The following is a 19,184-nucleotide window of genomic DNA, read 5'->3' as shown; positions in this document are numbered from 1 at the left end:
GGCGGCTTTCTCTGGTCATCTGGGGGCTGAATATTACCTTGGTCCTGATCCTGCTGGTTTTTGTGTTGCGCTGATGCCAAGGCAGGCCAGGGTATGATCAGGTGAGACTAGGTTCTCGTGTCGCCACCTGCGCTTCGACTTCCTGCTTGCGCGCTTCCTGCCGGTCTTTGAAGAAAATTTGTCTAACATCCTGAGATCCTGGTGGGGAGAATGCCCGACCTATTGCGAAACACATTCAAAGCCTGGATGTTCTCACTGGAATAATTGGCGTAATTTACTTGTCATTTTACATTATATGACCGTTACTAACTGGCTGAATTACTGTGATTTTGTTAGTTTTCATGCCGCGAATTGAGTCGCATAAAAACTATTAGGAGATACAATGAAAGAATTAACGAACGCAGTGATTCCAGCCATTTTGCAAGCCTTGATTGTCTGCGTGTTACGGGTGTTTACGATTCCGTGGACGATCTGGAAAGGTGCTGCGTTCCGGTTGGCAGAAATGCGCAACAGTAGTAAATCAGCCAAGCCTACCTCCCACACTGAATTTCCCGTTTTCGAATGGCTTAAGACGTCTTGGGACGGCGTTATTTTCTTGTCCTGGTTCGTTGGTATCGTAGCTGCGTGCGTTATGGCTGCTTCAGCTTACCGCGGTGGATTCGGTATTTTTCTCTCCACACTTGCCTCTACCTATTTTGGTGTGATCGGCCTGTCGCTGGCGAAGGAGTTCCTTATTCTCGCACTGTCGATCGCGCTCAATGTCGAGAAAATCTCGAATAAGCCAGAGAGTGCCCCTCAAGCCTGAAGAAGTGATGGGCGTTGCCGCTGTGAGCTACACCTAGATTTGGCTCCTTTTTTAAGCGAACGCCCTTTGTCTTTTTCTGTTCATTCCGCTCCCTTTGTAATGCATCGCGTCTTTGGCGATGCATTTTCGAGAAATTCAGAATATTGATGAATCTCTGGGCCCCTACCTCCACGTTTGGCCGCGTCCGCGAAGGCAAGTACTGAGGGTAGGGTTCCCCAAGCATCAAACTCAAACAGGAAACATGTAATGAAGACTTTCATCACGATTGCCCTTCTTTTCTCTCTTCTTTCGCTACAGGGTTGTGGCGTCATCATGAGCATGCGCGGAGCTGCTTTTGAAACTGATCTCCAGAATGTAAATCCGAACAAACTCGAAGATCCTGTTCGATCAGACGTGTTTATGCAGGTTCAGTCAGTGGCTGTCGCCGATCTGTCTGACGGTCTAACGGATTACCCAAAAGACAACGTGCTCATGTACCAGGCGATGATTACCGAACTGCACAACCTGCTGGAAGAATCCGGCAAGTTTCGTGTCGTGTCGCCTGAAGAATTCCGCGCTGAGCTTCGTAAGGTCAACGGTCCCATCAATCCGCGCATCACGCCCGATTACGAGATCGACTCCATTTATCATGAGGTTGGCCAATCGCTGGGTGTCCATGCGGTGGTATCAGCAGGATTGGAGGAAGTTGGTAACGTAAAAGGCATCGACAACCAGATCCGTTACATGGGGCAGATCCTGAAAGATGGTGGGCTTACCATTGAGCTTGAAGGCGTCATGAAAATGATTCGTAGCCGCAAGGAAGAAATCCTTTACGAGCAGAAAAGCGACGTGACGTGGGCAAGTGGTACTTCTGGTCTCGAGACAATTTCAGCGACTAAGCTTCGCACCATGACCCGGGAAATGCTGAAGCCGATGGTTGATCAAATGCTGGAGAAACACAGCGGCTGATTGCTTTTAGTTTGGCTGGCAATGCCAGCCAAAAACTTTGATGCCCATAATCAAGGAAAATTATGACTTTCAAAAAGCTTCTCGGCACAGTTGGTATTGCTTTCTCCGTGCTTTTCGTCGGCTGTAGCGATGTGCCCCGTTCTGGATACCTCGATACCCAGATCGCAAGCGATATCGCTGACATCGTGGATATACGTGGTGATGTTTACGGTGCAAAGGCGGGTACCTTTGCACTTATCGAGCAGTTCGAAAACGATCGCATCGCGTTGATGACTTATTCGGGCGATGACAGGTTCAGTTATCCCGATGAAGTCTTTAAAGCGATCCGGGCGGGCGGTGAAATGCCGTCTCTTTCGCTGACTTTTCCTGAAGGCGAGGGCTTTCCTGATATGTCCAACATTGAGAGCGTTATTCAGGACGAAGTCCGCGGGTATATCAAACGTGTTGAAAGTGAGGTAAGCGAGCAAATCGCCGGGAAGGAAAAGGAAATTGCTGAGCTTGAGGCAAAAATTACTCAGTACGACGCCAAGCTGAACAAGTATCAGAGCGACGTGAAAGCAGCCAAGGCTGAGTATGAATCGGCGAGGACAAAGCTCAATGCGGCAATTGGTGCATATAACCAGCTCAGGGAGACCTCTGTTGCCAAATTGAACGAGGTCGTTGCAACCTCGGGTATCAATAAGCGTTACGATGCCAATCCGCTTGAACGCTACCGCTACATTGACTTTTCGGGTAAGACCAAACCTGCTGCATGCCCGTCCCAGCGACGGCGCCTTCCTGTAAACATGCTTGATGAATGGGGTAAGTGTCTCTACATCCAAGATCTTTCTGGCGGGAACAACTACGGCACCAAAGGTTCAGAAGTGGCCAAAGTGGCTAAGAAGTATCTGCTCGAACTCGACCAGGTACGTGCCGAAATTGGCAAAGAAGGCGGTTGGAGCAGCAAGCCAACTGGACTGTACTTAACCGTAGACTCTGCAGAAAATGCCTACCGGAACGCCCAGCGCGGTAAAACGGTCGACCTTCGCAATCCTGGCACGGTCGAGCGGAACGTGAATCGCGCCAAAGAGCAGATCCTTCGTTTTGAGGGAGAATTGGCTGAATACAGAGCGCCCGAGTATCTGCAGGAAAAGCTGATGAGCAACGGGCGGATGGATGGCTATCGCCGCAGCATCTCAGATGAAAGTGCAGATCTACTCCAAGACTATATTGGGGCGATGCGTGATCAACTTGATAACCAGGTCGTGAAAGTGACCGAACTTACCTTTGATGAAGAGTCGGAAGACGGGCACTTTGAGAACTTCGAGGGGGATTTTGATGCCATCTCCATCGCTTCAAACATTGTTGCCAGCGTGCGAGGTCGCCGGAGCGCCCAATCCATGATTACGGTGGAACCATTGCTTGATCCAACATTGGCCGAACAAGATCGGTTGCAGGTAGAGCTGACCAAACGTGACGCAGAGCGCTTTGAAATGAGCGATGTGTCCAAGATTCGAAAGGAGACTATTGATCGTCTTTTGAAGATGGATCTCAAGGCTACAGCTGGCTAATCCAGCCCGTATTTGATCCGATGAAAACGTCATGAATACAACGCTGCAGTGATTTGCTTTGCTCACTGCAGCGAAAGATTCGCGACCACGACGAGTTTCTGAAAGCGCTTGAGGTGCTTGCCGACCTTAGGCGCTTTCTCTGCCGATTAATGAGGGGCGTCTCAAGGTGAGGGTGGTGTGGTTGGTGAGATTATTGAGCTGAGTCAGTTCGGAGTATCGCCACCAACGGTTCGGTGTCATTAATATGCCAACGTTTTATAACTAGCAGCCACTCGTAGTCAATGCGATGGCGGGTTGCCTGTCCTGCCGGGCGGACGTGTAGCGGATCTTGCAATTGGGAGGATCCGGCGCGTCAGTGATCCGCACATCTATTGCTCCCAATTGGCCACCGCAGTTTCCGCCAACGAATGAGTAGTTGCCTGTGGCGTCAACCGCCCTGCCAATGCCGTTGGGATGAGGGCAGGGGTAACCGCAGCGAAGGGTGACCGTTTCCCCTCCCATTTCCACGGTTGGATCAGCTGCGCAGTCGGTTTTGTTCTGAAGCACTGCGAGGGAATGTGCAGTGCCCGCGGCCGAGCGCATGGCACCCTCCAGAGCCTCAAGGGTGGCAACACGGGCGTCTGAACCGAGATCCGCAAAGCGTGGCAGAGCAAAGGCAGCGAGAATACCCAGGATGACAATCACCATGACCAGCTCTATCAAGGTAAAGCCCTGTGCAGATGCGTTTTCAACCGGTTTGTGAGGAGGCCTGCCCTGTTTGAAATGGATCACGACGGTGCTCTTTTTGATTGTGGGTGGGGTGACGAGGGGTGTCGAAACCTGAACCTACGACTACGTTTTGCTGGTAACTATATCATTACCTGAGGTTTCCGTTTCGGTTCCGCTTTTCGCTGCAGCTTGGTCAGCTCTACAACCAATGTAAGCTTCAAACGGCAGCCATTATGATCAGGTGAGCCCAAATTCTCGTATCGTCTTGGGATAATGTTCAGGGGAACAGAGGCATGAGCTCCAATCTTGTCGCCACCATAAGGCAAGCCACTCTGACGGTGGTGCTTTCGCTTATCACACTGACGACACACGGGGCCGACATGAACAGGCTGGACGACTACCAGTGGAAAAACCGGCTTATCCTGGTTCAAGCCACCAGTGAAAATGGCGGTGAGATCGAAACGCTCAGGAGTGCCCGGGCCGAGATCGACGACCGGGATATTGTCTGGTTTGTGAACACCGGGTCGGATGTGGTTTCAAATCAGAAAGCGGTTTCGAGCAGCCTCGAAAGCGACATCAAGGCTTTTCTTGATGAGTCCCGTTCGTATGGCCGGGTCCTGTTGATCGGCAAAGACGGCGGTATCAAAAGCCGCGAATCCAGTCTCGATCTCGACGCTATTTTCCGCCGTATCGACGGCATGCCGATGCGCATTCGGGAGATGCGCGCTGATTGAAGCATGAGACCCGATCAATAACCTCATACAGCGCATCCAGCCCCTCGGTCAGCACTCCAGTTGTCGGCTTTCCCCCGTTTCCACATCGGTATACGTGACCTTCACGGTTTTGAAGTTCAGGTCTACAAACAGGTGGCAGTAATAGTCTCCATGGCGCCAGGCCATGGCCACGCTTGAGTTGTTGGAATAGTTCAGTTCGAAGTGCCCATCAAAGGCCGGGTAGTTGCTGCGGAACTTCATCAGGCTTAGCAGGCGTTGTACCACCGGTTTCTGGATGTCCTGCTCCACTTCTTCGAGGGTGTAGTAATGGCGGTTGATGTCTCGCAACTCGCCACTTTGTTCCATCAGCTCGTGATCGTTACAGCCGGCCAGTAGCCCCACGTAGTAAACCTGTGGGATGCCCGGGGTGAAAAACTGGATGGCCCGGGCGGCGATGTAGGCGTCGTCGTTTTGCATCAGCGCGTCATAAAAGGTGCAGGTGAGCTGATAGATGGCACCCACGCTGTGAATGTTGGCCGCTGAGCGCCGCATGATGGGGTCCGCGCTGCGGGCGTCGATGTTGTCGATCAGTACTTTGATTTTCTCATCCGGCAAAACGCCTTCCACATCGGGAATGCAGATGCCGTCATGGGTATCCAGCACGGTGACCATGTTGCGCGGGCACATGCGCAGCCAGTTCTTCAGATACACACTGTTGGCGTCCAGCAGTGAGTAGAGCAGCAGCGGCGGCAGGGCGAAGCCATAGGGGTGCATGTTGCGCCGGCTGATGGCGTACTGGTAGCTGGTGTGGTCGTGTACTTCCGGGAGGCATTCCGCCCCGTGTTTCAAGGCAACCTGGTTGACCCAGTCGAGGATTTGATACACCTCCGGTTCCACCAGAAAGCAGCTGGTGCCGATCCGTTTGGTGGTGTATCCGAAGGCGTCGAGCCGCAGCAGATTAACGCCTTTTGATGTCAGAAATCCGATGTAGCTTTCCATCAGCTGATAGGCCAGGTCGGATTCGTAATTCAGGTCGATTTGCTGTTCGGTGAAGGTACACCACACTCGGGTTTTGGTGCCGTTGGACAGGGTCACTTCCCGGAAGGGCTCTTTCTCCTTGCGGATGTGAATCTTCGCCATGTCGTCCGGTGAGATCTCGCCGAATTTGTCCACGTGCACAAACAGATCGGCGTATTCCGAGTCGAAGCCGTTGGCAATGAAGTCGGTGAACTCCGGCGATTCGTCTGAGATATGATTAACCGTCAGATCCACGCACAGATCGTACTTTGCCGTAAAGGCTTCGATGTCGTCCCAGGTGCCCACCTTCGGGTCCACTTCCTTGTGGGTCAGCGGCGAGAAGCCGCCATCGGCGTTGGAGGGAAAAAACGGCAGGATGTGCAGCCCGCCGATGGCTTCGGACAGATGCGTGTCCACCACGGTGTAAAGGTCTTTCAGATTGTTGCCGATCCGGTCCGGGTAACAGATCAGCTGCACCGCATTTTTGAGCAACATGGTGTGGTTTCCTCCGTTCAGGCGGCGCAATGACCAATGGGCAGAATCTTTTCCAGTTTGGTGGCGCGGCGCTGTTCGGCGGTGTCGATGAATTCCCGCCCCCAGTAATCGATGTCGTAACGGCTGACCACTTCAAAGGCCTCGCTGAGCCGATTCTGTGCTTCGCTGCGGCTCATGGCCAGGGCGTAGTAGCAGGTGTCGGCAAGGTCCTGGGGGTGGTGGGGATTGGCCAGGATGGCACCGCGCAGTTCGGCGGCGGCGCCGGCGAATTCCGAGAGCACCAGCCTGCCACTGCCCTGGGTCAGGCCCTGGGTGGCAATGTATTCCTTGGCCACCAGGTTCAGGCCGTCCCGCAGCGGTGTAATCCACATCACGTCTGCCATGGTGTAGTAAGACACCAGTTCCTCGAATGGCAGGGCGCGGAAGAAGAATTGCACGGGCGTCCAGCCCACCTGTGCGAACTGGCCGTTGATGCGACCGACCGTCTGCTCGATCTGCGAAAGCAGTTCCTCGTAGATGGTCATCCCGGCGGCCGCCGGCACGCAGACCATCATCAGGGTAACTTTGGTTTTCAGCTCCGGGTGCTCGTTGAGCATGCGTTCGTAGGCATCCAGTTTTTCGATGATGCCTTTGGTGAAGTCGAGGCGCTCGACCGACAGAATCAGCCGAACGTCCTTCAGCTCTTCACGCAGGGTTTCCATGCGGTCAATCACGCTCTGGTCTGCGAGTGCATGTCGCACCCGGTTCAGGTCCAGCCCCACCGGGTGGGCGCCCAGGCCGATCTTGCGATCATTCACCTTGATTTCGGTGCTCATCTCATCAAGGCCCACGGCACAGCCGTAAGTCAGGAACCGGGGCGCACAGCCGGCTTTCTGAGTGACTTCCAGGGGCGTGACACCGCGAGCCACATCAACAAAGTTTTCCGCCTGCCTGGGAATGTGGAAGCCGATGTGATCGCACTGCAGCAGGCTGCCAACGATTTCACGGCGCCAGGGCAGCACGTTGAACACGTCTGCCGATGGGAAATAGGTGTGATGGAAAAAGGCAATGGTAAGGTCCGGGCGAATCTCGCGCAGATAGGCCGGCACCATCCATAGATTGTAATCGTGAATCCACACCACCGCGTTCTCTGCGGCTTCCTCGGCCGCGCGCTCCGCAAACTGCTTGTTGACCTTGAGGAACACCTGCCAGTGATCATCGTGGAAGGTGGCCCGTTCCCAGAAGGTGTGCAGGGTGGGCCAGAAGGCTTCCTTGGAGAACCGCTTGTAGAAAATCTCGACGTCGTCTTTGCTTAGGGGCACCCGCGCGGCCACCAGTTTTTCGTAACGGTCGGTATCCACTTCGGTGTGGGTCTGGAACGGGCCCAGGTCCGGGTCGTCAATGGACCAGGCCACCCAGGAGCCGGCTTTGCCGTCGGCAAAGAAGCTCAGCAGCGTGGGGATGATGCCATTGGGGGATTTGGGGCGACGGCGGATCAGTTCGCCGTTTTCCACCACTTCTTCGTAGGGCAGGCGGTGGTACACGATCACCAGGTCGGATTTGCCCCGGTTCATGTAGTCCGGCGCTTCCGCTTCAATGCCCAGATGGCCGAGATACCCGAAGTGTTCGAACGCCTCAAGGATACCGCCACAGCCGGTGGCCACGGCGTGAAGAACCCTTGCCTTGTGCATGGTAGCGTCCAGCAGGCCGGGCTCAGATTCGCCCACGCACACGCCTTTGAAGCCGTGCTCGTACATCGACAGGTCATTCAGGGTGTCGCCGGCCACCAGCACGGATTCCGGGTCGACGTTCAGGTGTTTCACCAGTCGTGACAGGGTACGCCCCTTGTTCACGCCCTGGGGCAGGATATCCAGGTACTTGTGGTTGGAGAAGAGCGCAGTGCAGGACAGCGCCTCGATGCGGGCGACCATCTTGTCAGTGACCACATCGCCGGCGCAGAAATAGGACACGCGGCGTTCCTGGGGGACTTCCTGTCGCTGCAGGCCGTCAAAGGGGAGCAGGGCGTCTTCGATCATCTGTTCGCCCGGCCAGAGCTCGTCGATCTCTCCTTGCAGCGGTTGGATGGCCTGCTGGGTCTCGCCGTGAACCACGGTGCAGCCGACGTCACAGATGATGTAGTCCGGCTGCGGAATGGTGGGGTCGGACAGCAGCGGCAGCACGGATTCCAGGCCGCGACCGGTCACAAATACCAGGTCTATTTCGGGGTGGGCGGCAACCAGTCGGTAGAGCTTGAGGCGGTTATCGGGATCACCCGCGAGAAAAGTACCATCGAGATCGGTGGCCAGTAACATAGTCTGCTCCTATCGAAACTTTTGCTCAGATAAGGAATGCGTTGCAGCTTTCATACCGGAATCGGATTTAACAGCGTCACCTATGGCGCAGCGATTGCAGGCCAGTAAGCAGTGGCACGGCGATCAGGGCGATACAAAAACTGAACAACACACCCCAAGTGCTTGCTGTCTGAGGCAAACAAGCCCTTTCATTTCAGGGCAGGGAGGTGTGTATCTGGACTTTAATGCGCCCTATTGGTGCAATTCTCGCGAGTGTCGCGCTATTACAGCTCGGCAGTGGCTTGTTGAATACGCTGCTGGCGGTTACGGCCAATGAGCAGGGTTTTTCCACGGCGCGGATCGGCGTCATCATGTCCGGCTTTTTCGTGGGGTTCGCCTGCGGCATCTTTATCAGTGGCCGTTTGATCCGCCGCATGGGCCATATCCGTACCTTTGCTTTCTGCGCGGCGGTGTGCGCGTCCATCGCGCTGCTGCACTCCCTATGGGTTGATCCCTGGGCATGGATGGCGCTTCGCTTTCTTTACGGATTGTCCCTGGTCACCCTGATGACGGTGACGGAGAGCTGGCTAAACGCCCGCGCTGAGAAGCACGAGCGCGGGCGGGTCTTCGCCATGTATATGGTGGTCAACCTTGGGGGAATTGCCCTGGCTCAGCAACTGCTCAGGCTGAGCCCGGGCGAGCTGTTGGTACTGTTTTCGGTGTCGGCCATCCTCAGTTGCTGGGCGCTGCTGCCCATCACCATCAGCAGTCGCAGCCAACCCCACATTCCCGAGCGGGCTAAGAGCAGCCTGAAGAAAATCATCGGCTTTGCGCCGCTGGCCGTTGCTACCTCGGCGCTCTCCGGCCTGGCCATGGGCGCTTTCTGGGCGATGGCGCCGTTGTACGCGAGCAAGCTCGGATTCGGGTTGTCGGAGGTGGGGCTGTTGATGAGCCTCACCATTGTGGGCGGTGCGTTGCTGCAGATCCCTATCGGCCGGTTTTCCGATACTCAGGACCGTCGGAAGGTGCTGGTCGTTGTGGCGGCGCTGGCGGCTGGAATGTGCCTGATGATGCCGTTGGCCTGGAGCAACACGTCACTGATGGCGGTGTTCTTTGTGTGGGGCGGTCTGTCGTTCTCGCTGTACCCGCTGGGTGTGGCGCAACTACTCGATCAGCTGCACCCCGACGAGGTGGTTTCCGGTTCCACGGACATGCTGGTACTGCACGGTGCGGGCGCTGCCCTGGCGCCTCTGCTCGTGGGTTTGATTATGAATCTGGTGGGCCCGCAGGGCATGCCTGTTTACATGGCCGTTGTTCTGGGCTTGCTCGCCACCTATGCGATCTATCAGGTTCGCCATGTCTCCGTGCTCACCGCGGGCGAGCAGGCGCATTTTGAGCCGATGGCGCAGTCGTCCCATGAGATTGTTGAAATGATTGAGCGATAGATAGTTATCGCACCGTCTCACCGCTCCAGGGACGCTGAGTGACCCGCGTTCGAGCTTCCGATAGCCGGGAAGTCATTGGCTCTGTAGCTGCCCTACATAGGCGGAAACGAAGGCCGCTTCCTGGAAGGCCTTCAACCCCGTCTCTGCAAACGCAATGGGCAGCGGATTGGCTGCCAGTGTGGACTTGATGAGAGCGGAGGGCAGCAGAGTCACCCGCAATTCGATGTCGGTGATCAGTTGAATGGCGGCTTCCATTTTGAAGCTGACAGCGCCACCGGCAAATTTGCCTTTTGGCATTCGCTCTTTGATCGCGACGTGAGTCACGCCGTACTCGGCCATTAACGCCGCAAAGGCCGCCTGGAACTGCTTCAGGTCTTCACGGCTGTGGTTTTTTGGCAGTGACAGTTTGCGCACCTTGCACTCCGGCAGATTGAACTGCCCCCGGTCCATATTCAGGAAACACACCACTGCATCACTGCCGGTAAGCTCAACACCGCAAACAATCATAGCCATTTCCCCCGTGCCCGCCGGTTATCAGCCGCAGCACTTCTTGAATTTGAGCCCGCTACCGCAGTTGCAGATATCGTTACGTGAAGGCGATTTTACCGTGGTAACCGTCCCGCCTTTGGTCAGGATAGCAGTGAGCTCGGTAATGGACTCAACGGCGCCCTCGCGGGTATCCACCGAAATGTTCGCGTACAGCTTAGCCCTGGCCACTTGCGCTTCGACTTCCTGCTTGCGCGCGTCACTGGTCACCACCAGCGTAAGCGGGTATTTCTTGCTGCCACTCTTCTGGCTGGCGTTGGTCTGAAAGCCGCCGTAAGTGGTGTGGTGCTGGCGTGCGTCCTGCCGGCCTTTGAAGAAAAATTTGTCTGACATGCTGAGATCCTGATGGGGAGAATGCCCGGGCTATTGCCGGGAGGAGTCTTTTAGCATGCTTATGGAGACGGCGATATAGGGAGATACAAAATCCGCCCGCTCCCCCGTGACGGTTTTGTGACCTTTCCTTGATCGACTTTTTACCCAGCCGTGACGGCCGCGTAAGCGTTCCTGCTTAGTCTGCATTCTGATGCTGCTGGTCTTCAGGTATGGGGTCGGCAGTGTCGAATAGACACTATTTCCAATAAGGAGAATGCACAATGAAAAGCCTGACAGCGACGCTTCTGGCCCTCGGTACCACCCTGGCCCTGATGGCCCCGGCCCATGCGGACGACATGGACAAGGGCAACAAGGGAATGGACGACACCATGATGCAGGACGACATGAAAGGTGACGGTATGGCCAAAGACTCCATGAAGTCCGACACCATGGACACCATGCATGACGGGATGAAGACCGAAAGCATGATGGATGAGGACATGAAGAAAGAGGCTATGGAAAAAGAGGCCATGAAAAAGGATGGAATGTCCGAAGGGGATAAAACATCCATGTAATGGCCGGAAATTTTCCAGAGTGGCGCTCTATTGAACGCCGTAAACCTCAATAATCGTCTTGGCCAGCTCCAGGTCGTTCTGGTTCGCCAGCGCGAGCTGGTTCAGTGCCCGGATGGTGGTGTCTTTCTGGGAGGCATCGACACCCAGCAGTTGCACGATGGTGTCCACCTTTTCACCGCCACCGCTCGCCAGTTGGTGGCGAAACTCTCCGCTGAACGCGATGATGATTTCCTTGATCTGTCGCGGCTTGGAGGTGGAGATCCCGGTCGGGGTGTCAGGCTTCAGGGTGACGAAGTACTGGTCCGGTGAGAACTCGTGAATGGCCCCTGAAACACCATCGGTAGTGGAACCCAGAAGCCCGCCGATCACGATGTTCCCGAAGAACCAGGGGTTGGTTGAGGTAGAGAGCTGAGCGGTGTAGGTCTCGTAGCCTTCCTTCTCAAAGGTAATGGACTGGTTGGAGCCCCGGTCCACTGGCACTGTCAGTGGCGTTTTACCGAGCACTCGGCCGGAAACCGTAACGGTGGCTTCTTCGGGCTCGCTGTTGAAGGTGAGCTTCTGGTCGGTTCCTGAGACGACCGACGCGCAACCGGTCGACAGAAACGCGATTGCAGCGAGTGTGAGGAGTAGGGAGTACTTCATGATTCTTCCTTGTTGTAGAACGTGGTTCCAGAAACGTTATTGCGTGAGGGAGACGTCACCGGGCTGGATTTGCAGTTCGGCGAGTTTGTCGAGCAGACCCTGAATGTTGGCTTTGCCGGAGCCTTCGTTGGCCAGTCTCAGGCGCTTGATAGCGGCAAATGCATCGCCAATGGTGGCGGTGTAGGGGGCGACAACCGTTTCATTCAGAACCACGGCACCGTTGTTTTCGCGGTCAGTGAGGATGTATCTCACGTGGGTGGTTACCTCGAAGTCCAGACCGAACATGGGTTGGTCAACTTCCAGCAGGAGCGCTTCGAGCTGGTAGCGGCCGGAGCCTGCGAGCAGTCCCTGTTTCTGCAGGGTTTGCTTCAGGGCGCCAGCGAACGCGTCGTTGTCGATTTCAGAAGTCCAGGCGGGGTTTGTTTTTTCACCGCCAGATACGTTGGTGACATCCACATTGTCTTCCAGGGCTGTGTCGTAGGCCTTCACTGGCCCCTTATACACCATGTTGCCCATTTTGGCGCCGGAGGCGCAGCCTGTGAGGTACAGCAGAGCAGCCAGCACTGCCAGGATCCTTGCGTTTCGCACAGTAGATTCCTTCTTACTTAATTGATTATTTTGAGTTATTCCCTGCCGACACGCCGGAGCTTATGGCGGCGCGCCATGGTAGCCGAGCGTTGGTGAGCTTGCTATGAACTGAGGGGCTAACCGGAGTAAAATCTCGTGAAATGTCACGGAAAGTCCGCTCTGGAGCTTGTTTCAGTGCTGCGGGCTTTTTGTGTCAGGCACAAAACTTACTATTCAGGGAAGAAATAAGTGAATCAAAAAGGCTCTCTCACCTCATGGAACGATGCCAAGGGCTTCGGTTTTATCACACCGGAAAACGGGGGCGAGCGTCTGTTTGCTCACATCAGCGCCTACAAGGGGCAGGGCAGGCCCTCGGCCAGCCGTAAGGTGGTTTACTCGCAGACCAAAGACGAGAAAGGGCGGTTAAGAGCGGCCAGTTTCCAGTACGCCGGCGTCGCACGGCATCGCGCAGCGGTCGCGCCCGGAGTATGGGTTGCGCTGTTGATTGCTGCTGCAGTCGGTGGAGCGGTGTCGACGTTGTATCTTTTGGGCTATGTGCCGGTTCTGTTGCCGGTGGCTTATGGGGTGATGAGCCTGGTTACCTTCTTGATGTACGCGATCGACAAAGGAGCCGCCGAGAGTGGCAACCGGCGCGTGCCGGAGGGACGGCTACACCTTTTTGAGCTTCTGTGTGGCTGGCCGGGTGCGCTGGTGGGCCAACAATTCTTTCGTCATAAAACCCGCAAAACCTCGTTTCAGGTGGTCTTCTGGGTTTATGTGATCCTAAATCTTGCGGTGCTCGGCTGGCTGTTGTTCTGGCCGGATGCCGAGTTTGCGCGGCAGGCGCTGGAGATTAAACCGGTCATGCTCATCAGGATGTAGTTATGCAGAAAGTCTGTTCAGAAGAGACTTTGGCGGACTTGTTGAAGTCCAGCCCTGCGGTGCTGCTTCTATATGGGGGAGCAACCTGTGGCGTCTGTCAGGCCATCAAGCCGCGGTTGGAGGCGCTGGCCAACGAGGAATTCCCCAAGCTGGCCACCGCTTACATCGATTGTCAGGAGACTGCCGGTCCATTATGTGCGGCGCAGGGTATTTTTTCTCTGCCTGTTGTCCAGCTTTGGTTTGACGGGCAGCGATTCGCGGAATTCGCCAGGGTGTTTTCTATTGGCGATGTACGTTCTGCGCTGGAGCGGCCCTACGAGCTTATGACGCAGAACTGAATCGGGCATACGATCTGCTTCTGAGTTGGCCACGAAACACGTCAGGGGCTACTCCTTGAGCCGAACGAGCAACCGCCCATCCTGGACCTGGATATAGTCCACGCCGGCTGCAAAGGATTGCCAGAACCCCGGGTTGGCACCGAACTCGTTGATCAGATCCACGTTCTTGAGGTTGCCCAGCCAGGCGTTGGGGATGGGAACGCCCATCAGGCTCACTCCCTTTAACTTAACCAGCGGGCGACCGTTGGCAAAGGAGAGTTCAACTCCCGCATTTACTCGCACCGTTCGGCCGCCGAGTACAGGGAAACCCTCTTCAAAAGGCACGAGAAGCACAGCGCTCAGAAGATCGTCCGAGAGATCGACGGCAAGGCGTTGAGCCAGATCCGTGTTGTTGGCGAGCATGCCATTGAGTTCCCGCTCGCTGAAGCGTACCTCCCGGCTGGCACCTTCCTCACTGTAGGGCTCCGGCTGCAACGGGCCGCCAGGTTCACCGCCAAGGGTATCAATGCCCAGCGTATTCAGTTTGGTGTTGAGTGAATCCTGTTCACTGGCATTCAGGGTTACGGGTTCGAAGTTGTCTGGAAACACATAGTGGCTTAACCACCAGTAACCAATGCTTGCTGTGGCAACGATGGTGAGCAGCACAATGCCAAAGACGTGTAAGCCACTGAAGCCCTTCTTTTCGGGCGGCCGTGCGGAGGGCGTTTTTGCTTCGGTTGTCTCATTCATTGCCAATGCCACCTGATTGCCATTTGGATTCGTTCCGTTAGTTCCGTGCAGCCATCGGCTCTTCTGCCACCGCCGTCAAACCCTCCCGGAAAGTTGTTACGCGAAACTCCGGAAAGCGCTTTTTGAACTTGTCAGACACGAAAATGTTGTCCACCTCGTAGCGTGGCAACAGCTCCGCTGCATCCCGTACTTGCTGATTCAGCAACCCGGCCAGCTTCAGCTGCCAGCGCTTGAGTACCTTGTATTGGCTGTCGGTATGGAAGATCTCACTCGCCAGCTGAATAAATTGCCGATAGGTCAGGCGCTGGTCATCGCAGGGCAGGTGCCACGTTTGTCCGTAGGCGTCGGGCGTATTGCCCAGCAGGGCCATGGCACGGCTGGCGTCCGGCGTGTAGATCAGGCTTCGTAGCGTATCGTCGCGAAGAAAGACGGTTGGCTTCTTGCCGGCTTTCAGTTTGTTGAGGACTGTCGCGTTGGTGATGCTCTGGGTTTTTCCGGGGCCATAAAACTCCGGGGCGCGGCAGATCATGGCATTCACTCGCCCCTCGTCCATCGCTTGCATCAGTTCTCTGGCGATGGCGGCGCGAACTTCCCCTTTCTCGCCATTGGGCTGAAACGGCGTTTCTTCGGTCTGGGGTGTTGCCGTTTGCGGGTACATGTAGGTGTTATCGAAAAACACGAGTTTTGCGTTGTGTCGCTCACAGGCCTGAAGGATGTTGCGCATCAGGACAGGCCATTGCTCCACCCAGCGCTTGGTGTCCATTGGCAAACCCACGGTCACGTAGACGATGCCCGAGCCCTCAACCGCTCGCAAGGCGTCATCGGCATTCAGCAGGTCCGCGCTGACCAGCTGGTCGGTGTCGTTTACTTTCTGCGGCTTTCGACTGACCAGCCGTATGTCACTGGTAAAGTCGCGTTTCAGGCTGAGCGCCAGTTCCCGCCCAATCTGCCCGCTTGCACCTAGGATGGTTTGCATGAGTATGGCTCCTTGGATTGCTGCAGGGCAGTTTAAGCCGGCTGAAATGATAATCCCAAGGGTAGGACGCTTTCGAAAAACGGAACAGGTCTAATGACGCTGCTCCCGAGTCTCATTCAGGAGCTTACGCTTGATCAGCAGCCAATAGGTGTCTTGGCTGACAGACTTGATCATGATGATCCGCACTTTGGTCGGCTCCATCTGGTAATCGAACACATACTCAAATACGGCGTTGAATTCGCCTGTTTCGACCCCTTTGAAGAAGCGCCCGGAAAACTCGTCGCTGTTGGTGCACGGAGCAACGTCGTTGAAGAAATTCCGGCCAATCACCTCGTCGGGCTTTCGGCCGGTCAGTTCGGATTCCGCAATGTTGTAACGCAGGATGGTGCCCTCTGCGTCCAGCTCAATGGCGCCGAACATGAGGTTATCGATTTCGGAGTCGCTCAGACTGGACATCGCGTTTTCGAGGTCTTCCACTTCAAACTTCACGCGTTTCACTTTCATTCAGTGCACCCCTTACAGCAGTAGATAGGTTGTCAAACCTTACGTACAAGGCGGGAAATCGGTGCACGGATAAGCGGCTGCTGACAATTTTTTACATAAGCCTCAGCCAGGCGAACGTCGTTTTTTAACAAATCAGCGTAACCGTTGGTGATGAAGTTCATGAGCAATCGTAGCCTCAGACCTGTATTAAACGCCGTTGAGTACTGACCATGCCGCTTTCCCGTTCTAATTGCATCGCAACCCTGCAGCACTTGGTGGCTGCGACGCTGGCTGCCGACCGTGGGGTAGCAGTAAACGAATTGCTGCTTGATTTACAGGCCAGCGACCATTTGCGAGATGGCCCAGCCGCACTGGATTCTCTGGATGAGTTGGCGGTTGCCCGTCGTGTGACGGAGTTCTTTGAGCTTGAGAAAACCGGCGCTGAGGAATGGCTGTTGCGGCGCCATCGATTGAGCGAATGGAGTGAACTTATTTGTGACAACCTCAACGATGGCACGCTCGATCAGATCTGGTTCCGTTCTGGCGGCACCACGGGCGAACCAAAGTTGGTGGCCCAGAGGCTTGCTCATCTTCTTTCGGAAGTCGGGGAAATCAGAGAGATTGTTGGTAATGCCCGGCGCATCATTGCCCTGGTGCCCCTGCATCATATCTATGGATTCATCTGGGGACCGCTGCTTAGTGAGGAACTGAACCTGACGCTTATCCACGGTGGAGAGGCTGTTGAAGAAGCCCATCACAACCTCCAGCATGGCGACCTGCTGCTGGCCGTTCCGGAGTGGTGGCAGTATCTGGGCAGTGCCCGCCATGCGCTGCCGCCGGGAGTGATCGGCGTGACGTCGACTGGGCCTTGCCCACCGGAGGTTGTTCGGGCGGCTCTGGCGAAGGGCCTGGAGACGATGATTGAGGTGTACGGCGCCAGCGATACCGGCGGCATTGCATGGCGCACGGAGACCGGGCGTGGCTTTCAGCTATTCCGACATTGGAAGAGGCAGGATGGCGACCATTTGGTGTCTGATGCGGGCACTGTCGGCCTGTTACCCGATCACGTTGAATGGCAATCAGAGCGTACCCTGATTCCCCTGCGGCGGCGAGATGAGGCCATCCAGGTGGGCGGTGTCAACGTCTGGCCAGACCGGGTCAGGGCCTTCATTGAAAGTCACCCCGGGGTCGAGAGCTGTTCTGTGCGTCCGATGGCGACCGACCATGGCACGCGCCTGAAAGCTTTCATTGTTGCCGAACATCACGCAAATGATGGGTTGAAAGCCGAACTGCGTGACTGGCTGAAGGCGAGTCTTTCTGCCGCTGAACGCCCCATCAACCTGACGCTGGGCGATGCGCTGCCCAGGAACGCCATGGGAAAACTCTGTGACTGGTAAGTGTGTGGAACTCACCACCGCGGGTTTATCGCTGAACCAGCTTGAAGCCGTTGCCCACGGATTGCCGTTACTTCTGACCGAGGCGGTGGAACGCAATATTGTCTCCAGCCACGATCGCCTCTCTCGCTACCTGCAGGAAAACCGCCGCATCTACGGTGTGACCACGGGTTACGGGCCACTGGCCGATACCCTGGTGGGCAGTGATTATTCCGGAGCGTTGCAGAGAAACCTCATTGCCCACTTGAGCGCCGGCGTTGGCGCACCCCTGAGCCGCCTGCAAACCCGCGCTACGATGGCGGCGCGCATCAGTGCCCTGGCGCAAGGCCATTCGGGCATTTCTCCCGCGGCTTTCAATACGCTCTTGCAGTGCCTGAATCGCGATGCCGTTCCGGTGGTGCCCTCCATGGGCACCGTTGGTGCCAGCGGCGACCTTACCCCGCTTGCTCACATTGCCGGCGCCCTGATGGGGCAGGGCGAGATGTGTCTGGCGGGCGGTGAGCCCAGGCGGGCCGACGAGGTGTTGCGGAGTATTGGCATCAAGCCGTTTGAGCCTGGCGGGAAAGATGCCCTGGCGCTGGTGAACGGCACGTCTGCAATGACCGGCATTGCAGGTCTGAATGGAACAGGCGCTGAACGGGCGCTGCGCTGGAGCACGCTGCTATGCGCAGGCCATGCTGAAGTGCTAGATGGCAGGTTGGAAGCCTGGCATCCGGCTTTCGGTGAGGTTCGGCCTCATTCGGGCCAGCAGCGCCCGCACCGATGGTTGAATCTTCTGGTCAAGCCAACAGATCAAAGATCAGAAGATTCGCATACGGTCAGTCCCGGCGAAGTGACCCGCCTGGACAGCGCCATCCAAGACCCCTACAGCCTGCGCTGTGCGCCCCAGCTTTTAGGCGCCGTCAGCGATCAGATCGACTGGCACAACCAGATTGTTCATATCGAACTGAACAGCGTGACCGATAACCCGATTCTTCCGGACGATCTAGACGGCGTGCTCCATGGCGGCAATTTTTACGGCCAGCACGTGGCGTTTGCCTCAGACGCCCTGGCCAACGCTGTTATCACGATGGCCGTGCACGCGGAGCGGCGGATTGCCCGTCTGTGCAACCCACGGCTGAACAAAGGCCTGCCGGCGTTTCTGCAACCCGACAACACGGGGCTTCAGAGTGGCTTTATGGGTGCCCAAGTGACGGCCAGCGCCCTGCTCGCGGAGATGCGCACCAAAGCGATTCCGGCGTCTATCCAGTCGATACCGACCAACGGCGATAATCAGGACGTGGTCACCATGGGAACGATCGGCGCCCGCCGCACCGCAGAGCTTCTAGCTTTATTGAAGAACCTGCTGGCCATTGATGCGTTAATGGTGGCCCAGGCTGTGGACCTGAGATTGCAGCAAGCCCCGGATTACGCCCCCGGCAACGCAGTTGCCGAATTGCTGGCCTGGGTTCGCTTGAGGGTGCCTCGGCTGACCAACGACCGCCCTCTGAATCGAGATATCGCCGACCTTGCGCAGAGCATTCAGTTGCCGGGCACTCTGGCGGATATTCAACTCCAGCGGTGATTTCAGTTCCCTTTCTTAAATTTCGCTTTGCAGTTCCCGCTCATGCACATGGTGCAGTAATGCTCACGGTCCTCGTGCTTGGTGCCCTCTGTGATCTTGATGCCACAGCCGTTGCAGAGCAGAACGGCAACGTCGCCTTCAAATTTCACAATAGCGTGTTCGTATTCCATAAGACACCCCGGTCCTGATTTAAAATGCATCATGAATAGTACGGTATTTGCAGCG

Annotated in this window: 21 protein-coding genes; 10 read left to right on the top strand and 11 right to left on the bottom strand. The window is 56.0% G+C overall.

Annotated elements, in window-relative coordinates; translation table 11 throughout:
- Positions 1-382: 382 nt before the first annotated feature.
- The 3 genes from EDB94_RS05980 (at position 383) to EDB94_RS05970 (ending at position 3,303) form a co-directional block, all read left to right on the top strand.
- The gene (locus EDB94_RS05980) at positions 383-805 is read left to right on the top strand and encodes a hypothetical protein (RefSeq protein WP_108017755.1); all 423 of its coding nucleotides are present in this window, start codon (positions 383-385) and stop codon (positions 803-805) included.
- Between the two features lie 246 nt (positions 806-1,051).
- Positions 1,052-1,753 carry a hypothetical protein gene (locus EDB94_RS05975; RefSeq protein WP_108017754.1) on the top strand — a complete coding sequence of 234 codons (702 nt, stop codon included), beginning with the start codon at positions 1,052-1,054 and terminating at the stop codon, positions 1,751-1,753.
- A 62-nt stretch (positions 1,754-1,815) separates the two neighbouring features.
- Positions 1,816-3,303 (top strand): hypothetical protein, encoded by a 1,488-nt coding sequence (locus EDB94_RS05970; RefSeq protein WP_108017753.1) that lies wholly within the window; start codon positions 1,816-1,818, stop codon positions 3,301-3,303.
- 261 nt (positions 3,304-3,564) lie between these two features.
- Here the strand turns inward: EDB94_RS05970 and EDB94_RS20850 are convergent, their stop codons facing one another.
- Positions 3,565-4,074 (bottom strand): Tfp pilus assembly protein FimT/FimU, encoded by a 510-nt coding sequence (locus tag EDB94_RS20850; protein WP_311316505.1) that lies wholly within the window; start codon positions 4,072-4,074, stop codon positions 3,565-3,567.
- Positions 4,075-4,304: 230 nt separating this feature from the next.
- Here EDB94_RS20850 and EDB94_RS05960 point away from each other — a divergent pair, with 230 nt between their 5' ends.
- The gene (locus EDB94_RS05960) at positions 4,305-4,745 is read left to right on the top strand and encodes a DUF4174 domain-containing protein (RefSeq protein ID WP_108017752.1); all 441 of its coding nucleotides are present in this window, start codon (positions 4,305-4,307) and stop codon (positions 4,743-4,745) included.
- 48 nt (positions 4,746-4,793) lie between these two features.
- Here the strand turns inward: EDB94_RS05960 and gtfA are convergent, their stop codons facing one another.
- Positions 4,794-6,236, bottom strand: coding sequence for a sucrose phosphorylase (gtfA, locus tag EDB94_RS05955; RefSeq protein ID WP_108017751.1), 1,443 nt, complete (start codon positions 6,234-6,236; stop codon positions 4,794-4,796).
- A 17-nt stretch (positions 6,237-6,253) separates the two neighbouring features.
- Positions 6,254-8,527, bottom strand: a complete 2,274-nt coding sequence (gene ggpS, locus EDB94_RS05950) for a glucosylglycerol-phosphate synthase (protein WP_108017750.1) — start codon at positions 8,525-8,527, stop codon at positions 6,254-6,256.
- A gap of 224 nt (positions 8,528-8,751) precedes the next feature.
- On the opposite strand from ggpS, the gene EDB94_RS05945 reads away from it, so the two are divergent.
- The gene (locus tag EDB94_RS05945; protein ID WP_041645517.1) at positions 8,752-9,951 is read left to right on the top strand and encodes an MFS transporter; all 1,200 of its coding nucleotides are present in this window, start codon (positions 8,752-8,754) and stop codon (positions 9,949-9,951) included.
- A gap of 72 nt (positions 9,952-10,023) precedes the next feature.
- Here EDB94_RS05945 and EDB94_RS05940 read toward each other — a convergent pair whose 3' ends face one another.
- Complete coding sequence (locus EDB94_RS05940; RefSeq protein WP_108017749.1) at positions 10,024-10,458, bottom strand: DUF3010 family protein; 435 nt, start codon at positions 10,456-10,458, stop codon at positions 10,024-10,026.
- Between the two features lie 27 nt (positions 10,459-10,485).
- Positions 10,486-10,830 carry a PBPRA1643 family SWIM/SEC-C metal-binding motif protein gene (locus tag EDB94_RS05935; RefSeq protein WP_014578104.1) on the bottom strand — a complete coding sequence of 115 codons (345 nt, stop codon included), beginning with the start codon at positions 10,828-10,830 and terminating at the stop codon, positions 10,486-10,488.
- Between the two features lie 260 nt (positions 10,831-11,090).
- Here EDB94_RS05935 and EDB94_RS05930 point away from each other — a divergent pair, with 260 nt between their 5' ends.
- Positions 11,091-11,384 (top strand): hypothetical protein, encoded by a 294-nt coding sequence (locus tag EDB94_RS05930; RefSeq protein WP_108017748.1) that lies wholly within the window; start codon positions 11,091-11,093, stop codon positions 11,382-11,384.
- A 27-nt stretch (positions 11,385-11,411) separates the two neighbouring features.
- Here the strand turns inward: EDB94_RS05930 and EDB94_RS05925 are convergent, their stop codons facing one another.
- Together EDB94_RS05925 and EDB94_RS05920 are read right to left on the bottom strand one after the other, a co-directional pair.
- Complete coding sequence (locus tag EDB94_RS05925) at positions 11,412-12,026, bottom strand: PEGA domain-containing protein (RefSeq protein ID WP_108017747.1); 615 nt, start codon at positions 12,024-12,026, stop codon at positions 11,412-11,414.
- A gap of 36 nt (positions 12,027-12,062) precedes the next feature.
- A complete protein-coding gene (locus EDB94_RS05920; RefSeq protein WP_260312515.1) occupies positions 12,063-12,614 on the bottom strand; it encodes a hypothetical protein in 552 nt (183 codons plus the stop codon).
- Positions 12,615-12,842: 228 nt separating this feature from the next.
- On the opposite strand from EDB94_RS05920, the gene EDB94_RS05915 reads away from it, so the two are divergent.
- Both EDB94_RS05915 and EDB94_RS05910 read left to right on the top strand, forming a co-directional pair.
- Positions 12,843-13,475: a cold shock and DUF1294 domain-containing protein gene (locus EDB94_RS05915; protein ID WP_108017746.1), complete on the top strand. Its 633-nt coding sequence runs from the start codon at positions 12,843-12,845 to the stop codon at positions 13,473-13,475.
- A gap of 2 nt (positions 13,476-13,477) precedes the next feature.
- Positions 13,478-13,813 carry a co-chaperone YbbN gene (locus EDB94_RS05910; RefSeq protein ID WP_108017745.1) on the top strand — a complete coding sequence of 112 codons (336 nt, stop codon included), beginning with the start codon at positions 13,478-13,480 and terminating at the stop codon, positions 13,811-13,813.
- Positions 13,814-13,861: 48 nt separating this feature from the next.
- Here EDB94_RS05910 and EDB94_RS05905 read toward each other — a convergent pair whose 3' ends face one another.
- The 3 genes from EDB94_RS05905 to pyp form a co-directional block, all read right to left on the bottom strand.
- The gene (locus EDB94_RS05905; protein ID WP_108017744.1) at positions 13,862-14,542 is read right to left on the bottom strand and encodes an arginine N-succinyltransferase; all 681 of its coding nucleotides are present in this window, start codon (positions 14,540-14,542) and stop codon (positions 13,862-13,864) included.
- Positions 14,543-14,579: 37 nt separating this feature from the next.
- Positions 14,580-15,518 (bottom strand): NAD-dependent epimerase/dehydratase family protein, encoded by a 939-nt coding sequence (locus EDB94_RS05900; RefSeq protein WP_108017743.1) that lies wholly within the window; start codon positions 15,516-15,518, stop codon positions 14,580-14,582.
- A gap of 90 nt (positions 15,519-15,608) precedes the next feature.
- Positions 15,609-16,022, bottom strand: a complete 414-nt coding sequence (gene pyp / locus EDB94_RS05895; RefSeq protein WP_108017742.1) for a photoactive yellow protein — start codon at positions 16,020-16,022, stop codon at positions 15,609-15,611.
- Positions 16,023-16,231: 209 nt separating this feature from the next.
- On the opposite strand from pyp, the gene EDB94_RS05890 reads away from it, so the two are divergent.
- Complete coding sequence (locus EDB94_RS05890) at positions 16,232-17,398, top strand: AMP-binding protein (RefSeq protein WP_108017741.1); 1,167 nt, start codon at positions 16,232-16,234, stop codon at positions 17,396-17,398.
- The gene (gene hutH / locus EDB94_RS05885) at positions 17,388-18,959 is read left to right on the top strand and encodes a histidine ammonia-lyase (RefSeq protein WP_181259011.1); all 1,572 of its coding nucleotides are present in this window, start codon (positions 17,388-17,390) and stop codon (positions 18,957-18,959) included. The genes EDB94_RS05890 and hutH overlap by 11 nt, the downstream gene beginning before the upstream one ends.
- Positions 18,960-18,961: 2 nt before the next feature.
- Here the strand turns inward: hutH and EDB94_RS20690 are convergent, their stop codons facing one another.
- Positions 18,962-19,129, bottom strand: coding sequence for a hypothetical protein (locus EDB94_RS20690; protein WP_008172490.1), 168 nt, complete (start codon positions 19,127-19,129; stop codon positions 18,962-18,964).
- Positions 19,130-19,184 lie beyond the last annotated feature (55 nt).

This window comes from Marinobacter sp. 3-2, assembly GCF_003751355.1.
Taxonomy (GTDB): domain Bacteria; phylum Pseudomonadota; class Gammaproteobacteria; order Pseudomonadales; family Oleiphilaceae; genus Marinobacter; species Marinobacter adhaerens.
This window is presented reverse-complemented; position numbering and strand designations above follow the sequence as displayed.

Coding starts and splice junctions, on each gene's coding strand:
- EDB94_RS05900 (WP_108017743.1), bottom strand. CDS start 15,518: ATGCAAACCATCCTAGGTGCAAGCGGGCAGATTGGGCGGGAACTGGCG.
- EDB94_RS05910 (WP_108017745.1), top strand. CDS start 13,478: ATGCAGAAAGTCTGTTCAGAAGAGACTTTGGCGGACTTGTTGAAGTCC.
- EDB94_RS05945 (WP_041645517.1), top strand. CDS start 8,752: ATGCGCCCTATTGGTGCAATTCTCGCGAGTGTCGCGCTATTACAGCTC.
- EDB94_RS05930 (WP_108017748.1), top strand. CDS start 11,091: ATGAAAAGCCTGACAGCGACGCTTCTGGCCCTCGGTACCACCCTGGCC.
- EDB94_RS05975 (WP_108017754.1), top strand. CDS start 1,052: ATGAAGACTTTCATCACGATTGCCCTTCTTTTCTCTCTTCTTTCGCTA.
- ggpS (WP_108017750.1), bottom strand. CDS start 8,527: ATGTTACTGGCCACCGATCTCGATGGTACTTTTCTCGCGGGTGATCCC.
- gtfA (WP_108017751.1), bottom strand. CDS start 6,236: ATGTTGCTCAAAAATGCGGTGCAGCTGATCTGTTACCCGGACCGGATC.
- EDB94_RS05925 (WP_108017747.1), bottom strand. CDS start 12,026: ATGAAGTACTCCCTACTCCTCACACTCGCTGCAATCGCGTTTCTGTCG.
- EDB94_RS05960 (WP_108017752.1), top strand. CDS start 4,305: ATGAGCTCCAATCTTGTCGCCACCATAAGGCAAGCCACTCTGACGGTG.
- EDB94_RS20690 (WP_008172490.1), bottom strand. CDS start 19,129: ATGGAATACGAACACGCTATTGTGAAATTTGAAGGCGACGTTGCCGTT.
- EDB94_RS05970 (WP_108017753.1), top strand. CDS start 1,816: ATGACTTTCAAAAAGCTTCTCGGCACAGTTGGTATTGCTTTCTCCGTG.
- EDB94_RS05905 (WP_108017744.1), bottom strand. CDS start 14,542: ATGAATGAGACAACCGAAGCAAAAACGCCCTCCGCACGGCCGCCCGAA.
- pyp (WP_108017742.1), bottom strand. CDS start 16,022: ATGAAAGTGAAACGCGTGAAGTTTGAAGTGGAAGACCTCGAAAACGCG.
- EDB94_RS05980 (WP_108017755.1), top strand. CDS start 383: ATGAAAGAATTAACGAACGCAGTGATTCCAGCCATTTTGCAAGCCTTG.
- EDB94_RS05935 (WP_014578104.1), bottom strand. CDS start 10,830: ATGTCAGACAAATTTTTCTTCAAAGGCCGGCAGGACGCACGCCAGCAC.
- EDB94_RS05940 (WP_108017749.1), bottom strand. CDS start 10,458: ATGATTGTTTGCGGTGTTGAGCTTACCGGCAGTGATGCAGTGGTGTGT.
- EDB94_RS05890 (WP_108017741.1), top strand. CDS start 16,232: ATGCCGCTTTCCCGTTCTAATTGCATCGCAACCCTGCAGCACTTGGTG.